Source organism: Mesorhizobium subarcticum (assembly GCF_055456085.1).
Map to the genome: position 1 here is coordinate 4,212,440 of NZ_CM144237.1, position 16,155 is coordinate 4,228,594.

At 63.1% G+C, this 16,155-nt stretch carries 14 protein-coding genes; 8 read left to right on the forward strand and 6 right to left on the reverse strand.

The genetic code is table 11. The features are described from left to right. The first annotated feature begins 3 nt into the window (after positions 1 to 3). Entirely contained in the window at positions 4 to 1,203 is a 1,200-nt protein-coding gene (locus ACZYHG_RS20540) for a cytochrome-c peroxidase (protein WP_464610126.1), read from the forward strand. Position 1,204: 1 nt separating this feature from the next. On the opposite strand, the gene ACZYHG_RS20545 is transcribed toward ACZYHG_RS20540, so the two are convergent. Next, a complete protein-coding gene (locus tag ACZYHG_RS20545) occupies positions 1,205 to 1,657 on the reverse strand; it encodes an Lrp/AsnC family transcriptional regulator (protein WP_027029407.1) in 453 nt (150 codons plus the stop codon). A gap of 163 nt (positions 1,658 to 1,820) precedes the next feature. Here ACZYHG_RS20545 and putA point away from each other — a divergent pair, with 163 nt between their 5' ends. Beyond that, a complete protein-coding gene (gene putA / locus ACZYHG_RS20550) occupies positions 1,821 to 5,429 on the forward strand; it encodes a bifunctional proline dehydrogenase/L-glutamate gamma-semialdehyde dehydrogenase PutA (protein WP_464610127.1) in 3,609 nt (1,202 codons plus the stop codon). Positions 5,430 to 5,435: 6 nt separating this feature from the next. On the opposite strand, the gene ACZYHG_RS20555 is transcribed toward putA, so the two are convergent. From ACZYHG_RS20555 to ACZYHG_RS20570, 4 genes are read right to left on the reverse strand one after another with little or no spacing between them, the layout of a single operon-like run. Beyond that, entirely contained in the window at positions 5,436 to 5,750 is a 315-nt protein-coding gene (locus ACZYHG_RS20555) for an antibiotic biosynthesis monooxygenase family protein (protein ID WP_464610128.1), read from the reverse strand. A gap of 60 nt (positions 5,751 to 5,810) precedes the next feature. Continuing rightward, positions 5,811 to 6,899 (reverse strand): energy transducer TonB family protein, encoded by a 1,089-nt coding sequence (locus ACZYHG_RS20560; protein WP_464610129.1) that lies wholly within the window; start codon positions 6,897 to 6,899, stop codon positions 5,811 to 5,813. Positions 6,900 to 6,933: 34 nt separating this feature from the next. Continuing rightward, positions 6,934 to 7,377 carry a hypothetical protein gene (locus ACZYHG_RS20565; protein ID WP_464610130.1) on the reverse strand — a complete coding sequence of 148 codons (444 nt, stop codon included), beginning with the start codon at positions 7,375 to 7,377 and terminating at the stop codon, positions 6,934 to 6,936. Between the two features lie 5 nt (positions 7,378 to 7,382). Continuing rightward, complete coding sequence (locus tag ACZYHG_RS20570; protein ID WP_464610131.1) at positions 7,383 to 9,626, reverse strand: TonB-dependent hemoglobin/transferrin/lactoferrin family receptor; 2,244 nt, start codon at positions 9,624 to 9,626, stop codon at positions 7,383 to 7,385. Positions 9,627 to 9,826: 200 nt separating this feature from the next. On the opposite strand from ACZYHG_RS20570, the gene hemP reads away from it, so the two are divergent. Genes hemP through ACZYHG_RS20595 form a run of 5 tightly spaced genes read left to right on the forward strand, consistent with a single transcriptional unit; the run spans position 9,827 to position 13,959 of the window. Continuing rightward, positions 9,827 to 10,036 (forward strand): hemin uptake protein HemP, encoded by a 210-nt coding sequence (hemP, locus tag ACZYHG_RS20575; protein ID WP_027043821.1) that lies wholly within the window; start codon positions 9,827 to 9,829, stop codon positions 10,034 to 10,036. Positions 10,037 to 10,058: 22 nt separating this feature from the next. Further along, positions 10,059 to 11,120, forward strand: a complete 1,062-nt coding sequence (locus ACZYHG_RS20580; protein ID WP_464610132.1) for a hemin-degrading factor — start codon at positions 10,059 to 10,061, stop codon at positions 11,118 to 11,120. An 11-nt stretch (positions 11,121 to 11,131) separates the two neighbouring features. Continuing rightward, positions 11,132 to 12,040: a heme/hemin ABC transporter substrate-binding protein gene (locus tag ACZYHG_RS20585; protein ID WP_464610133.1), complete on the forward strand. Its 909-nt coding sequence runs from the start codon at positions 11,132 to 11,134 to the stop codon at positions 12,038 to 12,040. A 5-nt stretch (positions 12,041 to 12,045) separates the two neighbouring features. After that, the gene (locus tag ACZYHG_RS20590) at positions 12,046 to 13,149 is read left to right on the forward strand and encodes a FecCD family ABC transporter permease (RefSeq protein ID WP_464610134.1); all 1,104 of its coding nucleotides are present in this window, start codon (positions 12,046 to 12,048) and stop codon (positions 13,147 to 13,149) included. An 18-nt stretch (positions 13,150 to 13,167) separates the two neighbouring features. Continuing rightward, positions 13,168 to 13,959 (forward strand): heme ABC transporter ATP-binding protein, encoded by a 792-nt coding sequence (locus ACZYHG_RS20595; RefSeq protein WP_464610135.1) that lies wholly within the window; start codon positions 13,168 to 13,170, stop codon positions 13,957 to 13,959. A gap of 28 nt (positions 13,960 to 13,987) precedes the next feature. On the opposite strand, the gene rirA is transcribed toward ACZYHG_RS20595, so the two are convergent. Beyond that, complete coding sequence (gene rirA / locus ACZYHG_RS20600) at positions 13,988 to 14,452, reverse strand: iron-responsive transcriptional regulator RirA (RefSeq protein WP_027029396.1); 465 nt, start codon at positions 14,450 to 14,452, stop codon at positions 13,988 to 13,990. Between the two features lie 341 nt (positions 14,453 to 14,793). Between rirA and ACZYHG_RS20605 the strand changes: the two genes are divergently transcribed. After that, positions 14,794 to 16,089 carry a DUF445 domain-containing protein gene (locus ACZYHG_RS20605; protein ID WP_464610136.1) on the forward strand — a complete coding sequence of 432 codons (1,296 nt, stop codon included), beginning with the start codon at positions 14,794 to 14,796 and terminating at the stop codon, positions 16,087 to 16,089. Positions 16,090 to 16,155: the final 66 nt, after the last annotated feature.

A 16,155-nucleotide genomic window follows, 5' to 3' on the forward strand; every position in this document is an offset into this window, starting at 1 on the left:
CCGATGAAGCGCCTTTTCTGCTTTCTGGCGCTGACGGTGGCCGTCATCCTCGTCGGCTGCGGCAAGCCGGATTTTTCCGACGCCGAGAAGAAAACCATCGCTTCGCTGGCGCTCAACACATTGCCGGCGCTGAAGCCTGACACCACCAACCGCTTTGCAGACGTGCCGGCGGCTGCCGCCCTTGGCTCGACGCTGTTCTTCGATCTGGGCATGAGCCGCGACGGCACGGTGTCATGCTCGACCTGCCACAAAATCGACCGCCAGTTTCAGGACGATCTGCCGCAAGCTGTCGGCGTCGGTCGCACCAACCGGCGCACCATGGCGCTGGCCGGCGTGGCACGCGACCCCTGGTTCTTCTGGGATGGCCGCCGCGACAGCCTGTGGGCGCAAGCGGTGACGCCGTTGGAAAACCCGCTGGAGCAGGCGGGAAACCGCACCGCCTACGCGCACTACATCAAGACGCGCTTCGGCGAGCGCTATGAGCGCATTTTTGGGCCGTTGCCCGATTTTTCCGGCATGCCGTTGAATGCCAGCCCGCTTGGAAACGATGCCGAAAGGGCTGCCTGGAATGCGATGAGCGAGACGCAACGCGACGCGATAAACCGCGTCTTTGCCAATATCGGCAAGGCGATCGCGGCTTTCGAACGCTCGATCGAGCCGGCGCAGACGCGCTTCGACCGCTTTGCGCTGGACCTTGCTACAGGCGCCGAGCCGAAGGACGATGCGGTCTTTACGCGGGAAGAAATCCTCGGGCTGAAACTGTTCATCGGCAAGGCCAACTGCGTGACCTGCCACAACGGCCCGCGCTTCACCGACAACAGTTTTCACAACACCGGCGTGCCCCCCGTAGCGGACTTGCCGCCGGATCGTGGGCGGATCGATGCGGTGGCTCAGGTCGAAGCCGATCCATTCAACTGTTTTGGCGCCTATCGCGATGGCGATGCCAGCGCATGCGGCGAACTGCGTTTCATGGTCAAGGATGCGCCGCAACTGATCCGCGCCTACAAGACGCCGTCGCTCCGCGGCGCGGCAACGCGGCCGCCTTACATGCATGCAGGGCAGTTTTCGTCGCTCAACGAGGTGGTGGCGCACTACGCCAAGGCGGCGCCGAGTGTGGAGGGGATTTCCGAAATCCATCCGCTGGAGCTGTCGGACCGCGAGCGCGCTGCGCTGGTGGCGTTTTTGAAGACGCTGTCGGAGTAAGTCAGCGATCCTTGACCGTCTCCATCGCCACGAAGGTCGAAGTCTGGGCGACATGGGGGAGGGCGGAGATGCGCTCGCCGAGCACGCGGCGATAGGCGGCAATGTCCCGGGTGCGGACTTTCAGCAGATAATCGAAGCTCGACGCCATCATGTGGCATTGCTCGATCTCCGGCACGGCCTGCACCGACCGGTTGAAAGCGTCGAGCGCTGCCGACCTGGTGTCGGACAATTTCACCTGGACGAAGGCGACGTGGCCTTCACCCATGCGCTCGCGGTCGATGATCGCCTGATAGCCCCTGATATAGCCATCCTTCTCCAGCCGCTTCACCCGCGCCTGCACCGGTGTCTTGGACAGACCGACCTTTGCCGCGAGTTCCGACATCGAAAGCCGGCCATCGCTTGCCAGCGCCGACAGGATGTTCCGGTCGATGCGGTCCAATTGGTCTTCTGTCATCTAAATTGCAGTCCATATGCTTATCTCAGGCCTCCACGATAGTTCGAATGACCTGCCATGTCGATTTCTTTGGACCGGCTGAAAATTCGGAGCTGTGCTAGCTTGCGCCATTCGGTCCGGTGACCGCCGGCCCGCTCCCCTTTGCTCGATCCACGGGACCGCCATGCCGCTCGATGCCATCCGCCAGCAGATCCGCGCCAACTATTTGCGTGACGAAGATGAGGCCGTGAAGCGACTGGCCGAGGCGACAGGGCTTTCGACGAAAGACCGCAATGCGATCTCGGCGCGTGCCGCCGACCTGGTGCGGGCGGTGCGTGGCTCGTCCGATCCCCGGCTGATGGAGGTGTTTCTCTCGGCCTACGGTCTTTCGACCAAGGAAGGCGTGGCGCTGATGTGCCTGGCTGAGGCGCTGCTGCGCGTGCCGGACACCGAAACAATGGACGACCTCATCGCCGACAAGATCGCGCCGCACGACTGGTCGGCGCATTCCGGCGGTTCGAGCTCGATCTTCGTCAATGCCTCGACCTGGGCGCTGATGCTGACCGGCCGTGTGCTGGATGAGGGCGAGGGCGGTATTGAAGGCACGCTGCGCTCGATGGTGCGGCGGCTGGGCGAACCGGTCATCCGCAAGGCGGTGGCCGCCGCCATGCGCGAGATGGGCGAACAGTTCGTGCTTGGCCGGACCATCGCGGAAGCCGTCAAGCGCGGCCGGCCGATGATTCAGAAGGGCTATCTCTATTCCTTCGATATGCTGGGCGAGGCGGCTCGGACCGAGGCTGACGCCCTGCGCTACCTCAAGGCCTATGCCGATGCGATCTCCTCGCTCGATTCCGGCTCCAACGGCCCTGACATCCGCCAGAACCACGGCATCTCGGTCAAGCTCTCGGCGCTGCATCCGCGCTACGAGGTGGCGCAGAAGGAAGAGATGTTGCCTGTGATGGCCGAACGATTGCTGTCGCTGGCGCTGGCAGCGCGCCATTCGCGCATGGGCCTCAACATCGACGCCGAGGAGGCCGACCGGCTTGATCTGTCGCTCGACGTGATCGAGCGGGTTCTGGCTGATCCTGAGCTCGCCGGCTGGAACGGTTTTGGCGTCGTCGTCCAGGCCTATGGCCCGCGCGCGGCTTTCACCATCGACTGGCTCTACGCGCTGGCGAAGAAGTATGACCGCAACATCATGGTGCGGTTGGTCAAGGGCGCCTATTGGGACACCGAGATCAAGCGGGCGCAGACGCTGGGGCTTAGCGGTTACCCGGTCTTCACCCGCAAGGCCAACACCGACGTTTCCTACATGGCCTGCGCCAAAAAACTGCTTGGCATGACCGACCGCATCTATCCGCAATTCGCAACCCACAACGCCCACACCGTCGCCGCCATCCTGTCGATGGCCGGAAATCGCGACTCCTTCGAGTTCCAGCGCCTGCACGGTATGGGCGAGGCTCTGCACGAGACGGTGCGCCGGGCCGAAGGCACGCGCTGCCGCATCTATGCGCCGGTCGGCGCGCATTCCGACCTGCTGGCCTATCTGGTCCGCCGGCTGCTGGAGAACGGCGCCAATTCCTCCTTCGTGCACCAACTGACCGATGAGGATGTCGAGCCGGAGGACATTGCCCGCGATCCGCTGGAGACGGTCGAGCGCCAGGGCCCTGCCGCCAATCCGGCGATTGCCCGGCCTTCCCAGATCTTTGGCGCCGGCCGCCATAATTCGAAGGGATTCGACATCACCGACACGGTGACGCTGGCGGCGATTGACAAGGCCAAGGCGGCATTCGCGGGGTCGGATCGCTGGCATGCCAAGCCGATCACGCGGGCTGCCGGCTATGGCCAACAGCGCCCGGTCGTCAATCCGGCCAAGCCCGACGAAGTGGTCGGCACGGTTCACGAGGCCGCCGCCAAGCAGGTTGCGACCGCCGTGCGCTTTGCCGTGGAGGCCCAGCCGGCCTGGGCCAAGCGACCCGTCACCGAGCGTGCCGCCATCCTCAACCGCGCGGCCGACCTCTATGAAGCCAATGCGGTCGAGTTCTTTGCGCTCGCCACCCGCGAGGCCGGCAAGTCGCTGGCCGACGGCGTTGCCGAGGTGCGTGAGGCCGTCGACTTCCTGCGCTACTACGCCGCCGAGGCGGCCAACAACGAAGCCGGCACCGAGGCGCGCGGCGCCATTGTCTGCATTTCGCCGTGGAATTTCCCGCTCGCCATCTTCACCGGCCAGATCGCTGCCGCACTCGTCACCGGCAATTCGGTGATCGCCAAGCCGGCCGAGCAGACGCCGCTGATCGCCTTCCGCGCCGTCGAACTTTTGCGTGAGGCCGGCGTGCCGGAAGACGTCATCCAGCTTCTGCCCGGTGACGGCCCTTCGGTCGGCGGTCCGCTGACCGCTGATCCACGCATTGCCGGTGTCTGCTTCACCGGCTCGACCGAGGTTGCCAAGCTGATCGAAAAGCAATTGGCCGAGACCGCCGCGCCCGATGCGATGCTGATCGCCGAGACCGGCGGCTTGAATGCGATGATCGTCGATTCCACGGCGCTGCCCGAACAGGCGGTGCGCGATATCCTCGCCTCGGCCTTCCAGAGTGCCGGCCAGCGCTGCTCGGCGCTGCGCGTGCTCTACGTGCAAAAGGATGTCGAGAAAAAGATGCTGGAGATGCTGAAAGGCGCCATGGAGGCGCTCAACATCGGTGATCCCTGGCAAATCTCGACCGATGTCGGTCCGGTCATCGACGATGAGGCCCAAAGCTCGATCCGGGACTATTGCACTAGAATGGGCCTGCAGGGCCGGCTGATCGCCAAGCTCGAGGCGCCGAAAGATGGCCGCTTCGTCGCGCCACATGTCTTCCGCGTCAAAGGCATCGAGGAGATGGAGCGCGAGGTGTTCGGGCCGGTGCTGCATGTCGCCAGCTTCGATGCCGACAAGATTGATACGGTGATCGCTGAGATCAACCGCAAGGGCTATGGCCTGACCTTCGGATTGCACACCCGCATCGAGGGCCGGGTGCAGCATTTTGTCGACGGCATCCATGCCGGCAACATCTATGTCAACCGCAACCAGATCGGCGCCGTCGTCGGCTCGCAGCCATTTGGCGGCGAAGGACTGTCCGGCACTGGACCAAAGGCCGGCGGCCCGCATTATCTCAGGCGCTTCCGCAAGGGGCCGGAGGCCGGCACGCATGTCGGAGAAGGCCACAAGGTGACCGCGACCGAACTTGCCGACAATCTGCCCGATCCAGCGCTTGGCGGCTGGTCGACGCGGCCGGATCGAATTGCGATCCTGAGAAAACATCTGCGCGGCAAGGGGGCGGCGGCCATTGGCGCCGCCGCTGCAATCGATTTCGGCCAGGTCGATCTGCCCGGACCAACCGGCGAAGCCAACACGCTGTCGCTGTCGCCGCGTGGGCGGGTGCTGTGCCTCGGTCCCGACGCTGACACGCTGCTCGCCCAGACGATCCAGGCGCTTGCCGCAGGCAATGCGGTGCTGGCTGTGGCTCCAGGTGCACCGGCTGCATTGTTGGCGCTGACAGGCAAGGGACTGCCGCTTGCGGCAATAGATGGTCGCCCTGATCCGGTGGAAGCGCGCTCGCTGCGCGTCGATGTCGTTGCTTTTTCGGGCACGCCCGAAGCAGCGCGTGTCGTGCGCAAGGTCATCGCCGACCGTAGCGGAGCGATCGTGCCCCTGGTCAGCGAGGTTCTCAATCCGGCGGCCTATGCGCATGAACGCGCCGTCTGCGTCGACACCACGGCGGCCGGCGGCAATGCGAGCCTGCTCGCCAGTGCCTGATCGGCTCTACGCGCCCTCGACGACGGAAAAGCCCTCGAATTGCGGGTGGCCGAGATAGTGGACCTTGGTCGTGCCGACATTCCTGTGGGCGGCACGGAAATTCTCCGACTTGGTCCAGGCGACGAAATCATCGTGGCTCGCCCACACCGTGTGCGAGGCATACAGCGTATAGCCCTCGGTCGCGTTGACCGGGCCACGCAGCAGGTGGAATTCGCGAAAACCCTTCATCTCGGCAAGGCTGGAATCGCGGTTTTTCCAGACGGCTTCGAAATCGGCCTCCGAGCCGGTCTGCACCTTGAAGCGGTTCATGGCGATGTACATTGGGCTTTCCTTTTCAAATCAATGGATTGCAGGGATTTCTAATGGCTCGAAGGGGGACATTCAAAACGGTCCGATGGCGCCGGTGAACTCCAGGCTGCTGCCGATTTTGGGTGGGATAGGCGGGAAAGGCGCTGCCTTGCGAACGATGCCAAGCACGATCTGGTCGAAGGTCTGCGACCCGGAGCTTTCCAGGATACGCAGGTCATCAATGCCGCCTTTGCTGCTGATAACGAAGGTCACAACGGCATTGTTGCGCGCGGTCAGTTGCAGGGAAGGCGGGACGGCTCGATTGACACGACCGAGCTTTCTGATCACGTCGCCGCGGTAGTTGTCTTCCGCGGCGCTGCCTGGCTCTTCTTGTTTTTTGCCCCTGCTGACCGCCTGAGCCAGCCGGTCCTGGCCGTCAGCGGTGCCGCGCTTCTCGTCCACAGCTTTTGAAGGGACGGCCGCCGACGTTGGCCTGGCGCTTGGGATCGGCGGTTGCTCTGGAACGGCGACAGGCTTTTCGACAGTTTCGGCCTGGGCGCTCGGCTGTGTCGGCGTTTCGGCTTTGGCAGCCACGCTTTGGTCATCGGGGCGCGGGGTCGCCGCCACCAATATGTCTGGCGCGACCGCTTGCTGTTTGACGACTTCCGGCAAGGGCTTGGGCAGCGGCTTCGCTGCTTCGGGCTCGGGAGTCTGGTTCACGGCTTCCTGTGTGGGCTGCGACGGTTTTGTCAGCGGCACTGCTTTTGCAAGCTCCGGTTTGGCCGGCTGCGGATTGGGCACCAGCCGGACATTCACTGCCGCCGGGTCCTTGTCCAGCGCGCTGCCGGCGACCTTGTCGCCGGTTTGATCGCTGCCTTCCGACTGCGTGGTGTCCTGGAAAGCGGATCTGCCGGCGGGCGAGATCAGAAAGGCCGCCGCCACCGCGGCATGGAGCACGCAGGAGATAGCGATCGCCGTCGTCCACTTGCCACTCCAGGCAGGCGGCCGCGCCGGCGCGAGCCGCTCGGCCGGCGCTATTGCCAGCTCGCTGCCAGCGTCGGGGAGGGGACTGATTTCCTGCATGTCGCGGGCGGGAAACTGCAGCGAGGCGCGTAGACTTGTCAAATCAAGATCGGTTGCCTCAAACGGCGACAAATCGAAGCCGGCCAGCGGTCCTGCCACGGTCCTTCCCGGGAATGCGCGATGCAGTCCCACTTCAGACGCCGAAAGCGATACCAGTCTTGGTGTCGGTCTTCAGCTTGCGCATGCAGGCGGTCGGTTCGACACCGGTGCCGGCGCATTCGGTGGCGCTGTTGATCAGCAAGCGGCTGACCTTGGTGCAGTCGGTACCGGCGAGATCAAAGCGCTTCACCTTGGTCTTGCCCGCTGGCAGGTCCTTGAAGTCGAGCACGGTCAGCCGGTCGACAACGCCGGCCTCGTTGAACAGCGCGATCTCGAACGCCGCCTTGGAGAGGTCGGCGCCAAGGTTGTTGTTGACCAGGAAGGTCAACCGGCAACCCTTGTCGGATGGCTGTGCCGCGTTGAGTTCGAGGGTCAGTGCGGGGACCGGCGTGGACTGTTGTGCCCACGCCGGAACCATCGCCAGCGACATCGCAAACGTCGAGGTCAGCAGACGAAGGGATGTCGTCAAGCTCTTCATGGTTATCAGCCTCCAAATCGCATTGTTGCCGCCAGCTTCAACGTTATGCCGGGCTCGTAGGCCGCGAATGTCGACAGGGCGCCGGGCGTCGTGGCCGGGACGACGTTGAGTGGGTTGGCATATTTGACGTCGAACAGATTGTCGGCGCGGAAATCGATCTTCAGATTGTCGGTCGCCTGGTAACTGGCGAAGGCATTGACCAGCGTGTAGTCCTCGGCGATCGGATTGCCCTTCGGCTTGCCGTTGTACTGCACTTCGCCGCCGACGGTCAGCTTGTCCTCGAGGAAGCGCAGGCCGAGCTGAGCGGTGACCTGCGAGGAGGGGGTGGTGAGCAGTTCACCGCGCACTCCGGCATAGGAAATGGTGTGACCATTGGTGATCGACGCCGAGAGCCCGGCATAGCCCCATCCGGCATCGTAGACGCTTTCGATCTCAATGCCGTTGATCTTGGCCTTGGCGAAGTTCTGATACTGGAAGCAGATCGGGATGTAGCCGGGATTGGTTCCCAGTTGGCTGAAGTCAACCGGGCAGGCGCTTGCGGGGTTCGTGAATGACGCGGGGAAAGACACGCCCTGGATGTAGTCATCCACGTCATTATTGAAATAGGCCGCCTTGATACGAAGCGCGTCGCCGGCCTCGAAAATATCGTTCTGCTTGTAGTTGATGCCAGCCTCGACCGTTTTGCCGGTCTCGGGCTTGAGGTTCGGATTGGGCAGGAACGGGAAGGTGACGCCTGCCGGGTGGCGGCCGCTGATCAGCGTTTCCGTCAGCGAGGGAGAGCGATAGCCCTCGGCGTAGGTGCCGTAGAATTGCAACCCATCGAGGCCGGCGCTTTCGAACGGCGTGACACCGACGGTGATGCGCGGCGACAGCCGGTCGCCCGATGTCTCGTGGTTGCTGTCCTTGAGGCTGTAATTGTCGTAGCGCAGCCCGGCGATGACTTCGAGCCACTCCCAGCTGAGCTTGTCCTGGACATAGGCGCCGGAAACGTTGCGCTTGCCGGAAGGCGTGTAGAAACTGTCGCCACCGGCGGCGCCGCCGGTCTCGACGTCATCACCCACCCAGTCGCCGCCATAGGTCAGCTCGTGCGCGATGCCGGCGGTCTCGAATCGCGATGTGTTCCAGATGTCGATTGAGGTCGTGCCGACATCGAACGTCGACTGCGAACCCGCCGGCAGGATCACCGGCAGACCGGTCGAAGGATTAAACCGGGACTGGGGGACAAGCGTGGTCAGATCGAGATTGGTCTTGTTGTACGAGGTGTTGATATGAAGATCGAGCCAGCTCTTGTCTTCGTCCGTGATGTTGTAGCGGGCTGTGAAGGTGTTCGACTTCAGGTCGACGTCATTGACCGGGATGCCGCCGCTGATTTCATTCCAGCCATCGCTTGAACCGACCCAGCCAAGCTTCAATTCGCTGTTCTCGGTTGGGCGAATGCTGGTCTTGAGCATGCCGCTCAGCACGTCGAAGCCGGTGCCTTTGACGGTGTCGCGGCCGCCGTCCTTGTAGTCGTCATAGTTGCGGTAGACGATGTTGCCGAGCACATCCCAGTTCTCGTTGACGCGGTACGCGCCGGTTGCGCTCGTGGTCCAACCCTTGCCATTGCTCTCATAGCGTCCGGTTAGCGAAGCGCCCCATGTTTCTTCCGGCTTGAGGAAGTCCGCGGCGTCCTTGGTGTCGAAGAAGACAACGCCGCCGATGGCGCCCGAGCCGTAGGTGTTGGCGACAGGACCCCGGATCACGTCAACGGATTTGATGAGCTCGGGGTCGATGTAGAAGGTCGACTGGGTGCCGTGGTCGGAACGCTGGAAATCCTGGCGCGCGCCGTCGACGATGACCGCGACGCGGCCGAAATCCTGCAGGCCGCGAATGTTGATGCTGGTGCTGACGCGCCTGGCATCGGCTTGTGCCGCGACGCCGGGTACACCGAACAGCATCTCGTTGGGCGTTGTCGCCATGCGGCGGTCGAGCTGTTCCTTGTCGAGATGGCTGGCCGACGCCAGTGATTCGATCGCCGTCTCGCCGGTGCGGCTGATGACGAGAATCTTGTCGAGCAGCGTCGCACCTGCCGGGGCGGCTTTCTTCTCATTAGCCTTCTTCGATTGATCCGTCTGCTGGCCTGCCGGCTGCGTTGCCTGCTGTGCGTGGGCTGATGGCGCGGACAAGGCGATTGCCGCCACGCTTGCCAACAAAGCTGCCACGCCGCTCGCCATCGACTGGCCGCGCCGTTCCCAAATCATCAACCCCATGCCCCAACTCCAGAATTCCAGGTTTCGTGCTGGCTGGCCCGGGGCTCGCTGGCATTTTTGATGGTGTCCGGCGTGTTAAATGTTGACTCATTTAATCCGGTATTGCACTGACTAATAAACATGATTATTCAAGTCAAGAAATGAATCGGATCTTCGCAACGCCTAGCCAGACGCCCGGCACAGGAAAGGGATCGACCCAGATGAACACGCACAATCCCAATGACTTTCGCTACCGCGTCCGCCGTTCCGACGAAGCCCCCGTCACCCGTTTCGATCGGGTTCCGCTGGCGGTCAGAACATTGTCCAGCAACACGCTGTTCCAGGGCGAGCACGAGATCGGCATCGAACATCATGGCGCGCTCTACCGGCTGAAGATCACCCGCCAGGGCAAGCTCATTCTCAACAAGTAAGGCAAGGCAGTAGGGACGAGACATGGACCAGCGCGTAAAACCCGCCCCGCATGAAATCCGGCGGGCACGGACGGAAAATCCGAAAACGCGCGAGCGTGACATGGCTGCCCAACTCGGCATTTCGGAAGCCGAGCTGGTCGCCGCGCATTGCGGCGACGGCGTCGTGCGCGTCGAACCGCGCGTCAACGATCTTCTGACCGGCCTCGAAGCCGTCGGTGAGGTGATGGCGCTGACCCGCAATGAAAGCGCCGTGCACGAAAAGATCGGCGTTTACGACAAGGTCGTCACCGGTAACCACAATGCCATGGTGCTTGGCGAGAATATCGACCTGCGCATCTTCCCAAAAGTTTGGGCACATGGCTTTGCCGTGGAAAAGCGCGATGGCGACGAGATCCGCCGCAGCCTGCAGTTCTTCGATGCGGCCGGCGAGGCCGTGCACAAGGTGCATCTGCGGCCGGCCTCCAGCCTCTATGCCTACCAGAAGCTGGTCGCGTCGCTAGAATCGTCCAACCAGGAATCGACGGTCGACATTTCAGGGCTAGGCTTCGACTATGAGGGCGAGGCCACGGGCACGACCGCCAACCTTGACGATCTGCGCGACCGCTGGAGTCGGCTGACCGACGTGCACCAGTTCTTCGGCATGCTGAAGACGCTGAAGCTCAGCCGCCGCCAGGCGGTGCGCATGGTCGGCACCGACTATGCCTGGCTGCTCGACAATGACGCGGTCCGGGCCATGTTCCATCACGCAGCCGAAGGCGAGATGCCGATCATGTGCTTTGTGGGCAACCGCGGCTGCATCCAGATCCATTCCGGCCCGATCAAATCGATCAAGCCGATGGGGCCCTGGATCAATGTGCTGGATGAGACCTTCCATCTGCACCTGCGGATCGACCACATCCATGAAGTCTGGGCGGTGCGCAAGCCGACCAAGGACGGCCATGTCACCTCGCTCGAGGTCTACGCCGCGAACGGCGAGATGATCATCCAGTTCTTCGGCAAACGCCACGAAGGCGAAAGCGAGCGCGACGACTGGCGCTTCCTGGCCGAGAACCTGCCGCGAATCCCGAACCCGACGGCAGCCTGAGGAACAGTGCAATGCGTTTCTTCCCGACACGATCGGCCATGCGCGGATCGATGCTTGGGCCGATGATCGGCCTGTCCCTTGCTTTTGCGGCGCTGCAGCCGGCCGGCGCCACCGAAGGCATCTCCGTCTTCGCCGATCCGTCGAAGATCGCGGCCATAGGCGGTTCGATCACCGAAATCGTCTATGCGCTTGGCGAGGAGAAACATCTGGTGGCGCGCGATTCCACCAGCAATTATCCAAAAGCGGCGCTCGACCTGCCTGATGTCGGCTATATGCGCGCGCTGTCGCCGGAAGGCGTGCTGTCGGTCAATCCGACCGGCATTCTGGCGCTGCATGGCAGCGGTCCCAAGGAAGCCCTCGACGTGCTGAAGAAGAGCAGCGTTCCGTTCATCGAAGTGCCCGAGCACTATACCCGCGAGGGTATCCTCGAGAAGGTCCGTGTCGTCGGCAAGGCGCTCGGCGTCGACGCCAAGGCCGAGGTGCTGGCGAAGGAGCTCGATGCCAAGCTGATATCAGCCGAAAAGCAGACCGCCTCGATCAAGGAGCGCAAGCGCATCCTGTTCGTGCTGTCGATACAGGGCGGCAAGATTCTTGCAGCTGGCAGCGATACCGCCGCCGCCGGCATGGTCAAGCTGGCGGGTGGGGTCAATGCCGTCGAAGGCTTCTCCGGCTACAAGCAGTTGTCCGACGAGGCTGTTATCACCGCCAGGCCTGATGTGATCCTGATGATGAGCAATGCGGGACAGCCGGTGTCGGACGATGAATTGTTCGGCATTCCGTCCGTCGCCTCGACGCCGGCCGGAACCGCGCGCAAGGTGATCCGCATTGATGGCAGTTACCTGCTCGGCTTCGGGCCGCGCACGGCTGAAGCGATCCACGACCTCGCTGTCTCGCTCTATGGCGCTGAAGTCACGGACTGAGCATCATGGTCGACCAATCGATCGCCGGCCCGGTGAAGGTGATGGCGAGTGCATCCGAAGGCGACCGCTCGGGTCGCGCCCGCATCGTCATCCTTTTTCTGTGCCTGGGGCTTGCCGCCGCCGTGCTCTTCTCGCTCACCTCAGGGGCCTCGGATGCCTCGGCCGCCAACGTTCTCAAGGACTGGCTGCTTGGAGCCGTTCCCCGTGATGCAGCGCTGAGCGCCCGTGACAGCCTGATCGTCTACGACATCCGCTTGCCGCGCGTCATCCTCGGCATGCTGGTCGGCGCTGCGCTCGCGGTATCGGGCGCCGTCATGCAGGGATTGTTCCGCAATCCGCTGGCCGATCCCGGCCTGATCGGCGTTTCCGCCGGCTCCAGCCTTGGCGCGGTGGCCGTCATCGTGCTCGGCACCACGGTGCTGGCTCCGGTAACGGCCTTGTTCGGCGCGCTTGCACTGCCGTTGGCCGCCTTCTTTGGCGGCTTTGCCACGACAATGGTGCTCTATCAGGTCGCCACGCGACGCGGGCAAACCTCGGTTGCCACCATGCTGCTCGCCGGCATCGCGCTGGCAGCACTTGCCATCGCGCTGACCGGCGTCCTCATCTTCATGGCGGATGATCGCCAATTGCGCGACCTGACCTTCTGGCAATTGGGGTCGCTCGGTGGCGCGACCTGGCAGAAGATCGGTTCTGTCGGGCCGATCATCATAATGGCACTGGCGGCGATGCCGTTCCTGTCGCGGGGCCTCAACGCGCTGGCGCTGGGCGAGGCCACCGCCAGCCATCTCGGCATTCCGGTTCAGCGGCTGAAGTACACGGCCATCATCGGTGTCTCGGCCGCGGTCGGTGCATCCGTCGCCGTCAGCGGCGGCATCGGCTTCGTCGGCATCGTCGTGCCGCATCTGCTGCGCCTGCTGATCGGTCCGGACAACCGTTATCTGCTGCCGGCCTCGGCGCTGCTCGGGGCCTCGCTGCTGCTTCTGGCGGATGCGGTCGCCCGCACCATCGTGGCGCCGGCCGAACTGCCGATCGGCATCGTCACCGCGATATCAGGCGCGCCGTTCTTCCTGTGGATCCTGCTGCGCAAACGCGGCGTGGTTGATCTGTAAGACTTCTGTGAGGCTGGGATGATCGAGGCAAGGGACGTTTCCGTGGCGATTTCCGGCAAGCGTATCGTTGGCGGCGTCGATTTCGATGCACGACCCGGCGAGATCGCGGCCATCGTCGGCCCCAACGGCTCCGGCAAGACGACCTTTCTGAAGGCCCTGTCGGGCGAACTCGCCTATACTGGGCACGTAGCTCTCAATGGCCGTGACCTGTCTTCGATGAAGCCGGTGGAGATTGCCGTCCAGCGGGCGGTGCTGCCGCAGGCGACGACGCTGTCGTTCCCGTTCACCGTGCGCGAGGTGGTCAAGCTCGGCCTTGTCGGCGGCCGCTCGGGTGCCTTGCCGGGCGAGGATGCGCGGCTGCCGGAACGGGCGCTGGCCCGCGTCGACCTCGATGGCTTTGCCGGGCGTTTCTACCAGGAGCTTTCAGGCGGCGAGCAGCAGCGCGTCCAGCTTGCGCGCATCCTGTGCCAGGTCTGGGCGCCGATGCTGGATGGCAAGCCGCGCTACCTGTTCCTCGACGAACCTGTTTCCAGCCTCGACATCAAGCACCAGCTGATCATCATGAACATCGCCCGCGATTTCGCCAGAAGGGGCGGTGGAGTGGTCGCCATCCTGCACGACCTCAACCTGACGGCCATATATGCCGACCGGATTTTCGTCATGCATCGTGGGCGGCTGGCCGCAACGGGGTCACCGCAGGACGTGTTGAGTGATGATCTGATCGAAAAGGTCTTCGATTGCCGGCTCCGCGTCGGCGTGCTGCCGGCCGGGAATATTCCGTTCGTGCTGCCGCAATCATCGGTCAGCTGATATTCAGGTGAGGCTTTAATCGGTGCGGTTAGGCAGCCGGAGCGCGGCGTTCGACCAGCATGTCGATGCCAAGCAGGTTGCGCACACTGGGCCGTGCCGCGACCATATCGGCGATCGTGTAGCGGGCAAGCACGGCGAAGAAGGCGTTGAGTGCCTCACGCAGCGCCGAATTCAGCGCGCAGCTGTCGACCAGCGGGCACTCGGCGGCATCGTTCTCGAAGCATTCGGCCATGGCGAAGCTCTCTTCCGTCACGCGCACTACGTCGAACAGGTTGATGGATTCCGCGGCGCGGCCAAGCCGGACGCCGCCATTTCTGCCGCGCACGGTCTCGACCAGACCATGCTCGACCAGCGGCTGCAGGATTTTGAACAGAAACAGTTCCGACACCGAATAAGCGGCCGCGATTTCGGGAATGCGGCTCAACCGGTCATTGTTGGCGGCACAGTACATCAGGATGCGCATGGCGTAATTGGTCTGGCGGGTAAGCCGCATATTGTCCTCACTAGGCGCTGACGCGGTGCAACACGCCAGATTCCAGAACTTTGTTGGCGCGGCGCTCATCCGGAATTTCGGATTCGCCACACTGGCCTTGGCCGAATATGGCCTATACCTTGGAATAATTCCAGACTAGCTTCGCATAATAGATGAATATTCTCGTCAACTTTATGTGCGCAACCGGGCAAAGCGCTGGGAGAACCTGATATCACGGGCATTTCGGCGGTCGGAACACTAGATAGGTCCGAGATCGACCCAGAGATCGGCCAGGCATCGATCGGGGATCGATCAGAGATCGACCAGAGGTCGACCAGAGATTGGCGAGGAGCGGCTCATCCATGTCCCAATCGGCTCCGTACCTGGCGCCTGTCCGTTTCGATGCCGATGCGGCCGCCAAGCTCTCGGCGCTGCGCCGCACCAAAGTCATCGCCATGGCCGCGCTGGCGCTTTGCGTGCTGGTGTTCGCCTTGGCCAAGTCGTTCGAGAAGTCCCATCCATGGCTGGGGTTCGTTGCTGCCTTCGCCGAGGCGGCGACCATTGGCGGCCTTGCCGACTGGTACGCGGTGGTTGCGCTGTTCAGGCGGCCGCTTGGCCTGCCGATCCCGCACACCGCCATCATCCCGGAAAACCAGAACCGCATCGCCGACAATCTCGGCCGTTTCATCGAGGCCAATTTCCTGGCACCGGAGCCGGTGCGGGAAAAACTGGCCGAGGTCGATTTTGCGGCGCTCGTCGCGGATTGGCTGACTGATGCCGAACGCGCCGCCGGCCTGTCGCGCTTCGTCGTGCGGCTGGTGCCGCAGACACTGGCCGCGGTCGAACAATCCGGCCTGCGCGGTTTCGTCACGAGCCGCATGCTGGAGCAGGTCGAAAAGGTGCCATTGGCGCCGCTGGCCGCGGAACTGTTGTCGGCGCTCACCGATGACCGCCGTCACCAGAAACTGTTCGACGAGTTCATCAAGGTGATCGGCCGGTTTCTCAACGACGAGCAGGCGCTGGCGACAATGCGCGAAAAAATCCGCGAGGAGCTGCCGTCGCTGTTCAACCTGTTTCGAGCCGACGCCTATCTCCTGAAGAAGATCGTCGCCTCGGCCGGTTCTCTGCTTGACGAGGTGCGGGCCGATCCCGACCACCCGATGCGTGCCGAGTTCGACAGTTTCGCCCTGGCCTTCATCGAAAAGCTCAGGACATCGAAGCAATATGCCAAGCGCGCCGAGAAGCTGAAGCACGATTTTCTGGCCAGGCCCGAAGTCAGGGCGCTGGCCGGCGACATGTGGGCGAGCCTTAGGCAGTTTATAGAGCAGGACGCCAAGGCACCCGAGTCGATCATCCGCACGCATCTTGCCAACATGTTCGTCGAGGTCGGCCGCCATCTCGCCGGCGATCCGCAGATCAGGGCCGACATGAACGGGGGATTCGTCTTGGCGCTGGCCTCCTTCGTCGAGAGCCAGAAGAGCGGGGTGTCGAAGTTCATCGCCGATCAGGTCAAGCGCTGGGACCTTGCGCAACTGACCCGGCTGATCGAGATGAACATCGGCAGGGACCTGCAATACATCCGCTTCAACGGCATGATCATCGGCGGGCTGGCGGGTATCGTGCTCTATACGGTCGAGCTGCTGCTCCCGGTCAATTGATGCGGATCGATCGCCAGGTTCGAAATGGACATACGCCACCCGAGTGCTATCCTCGCCATGAGGGCA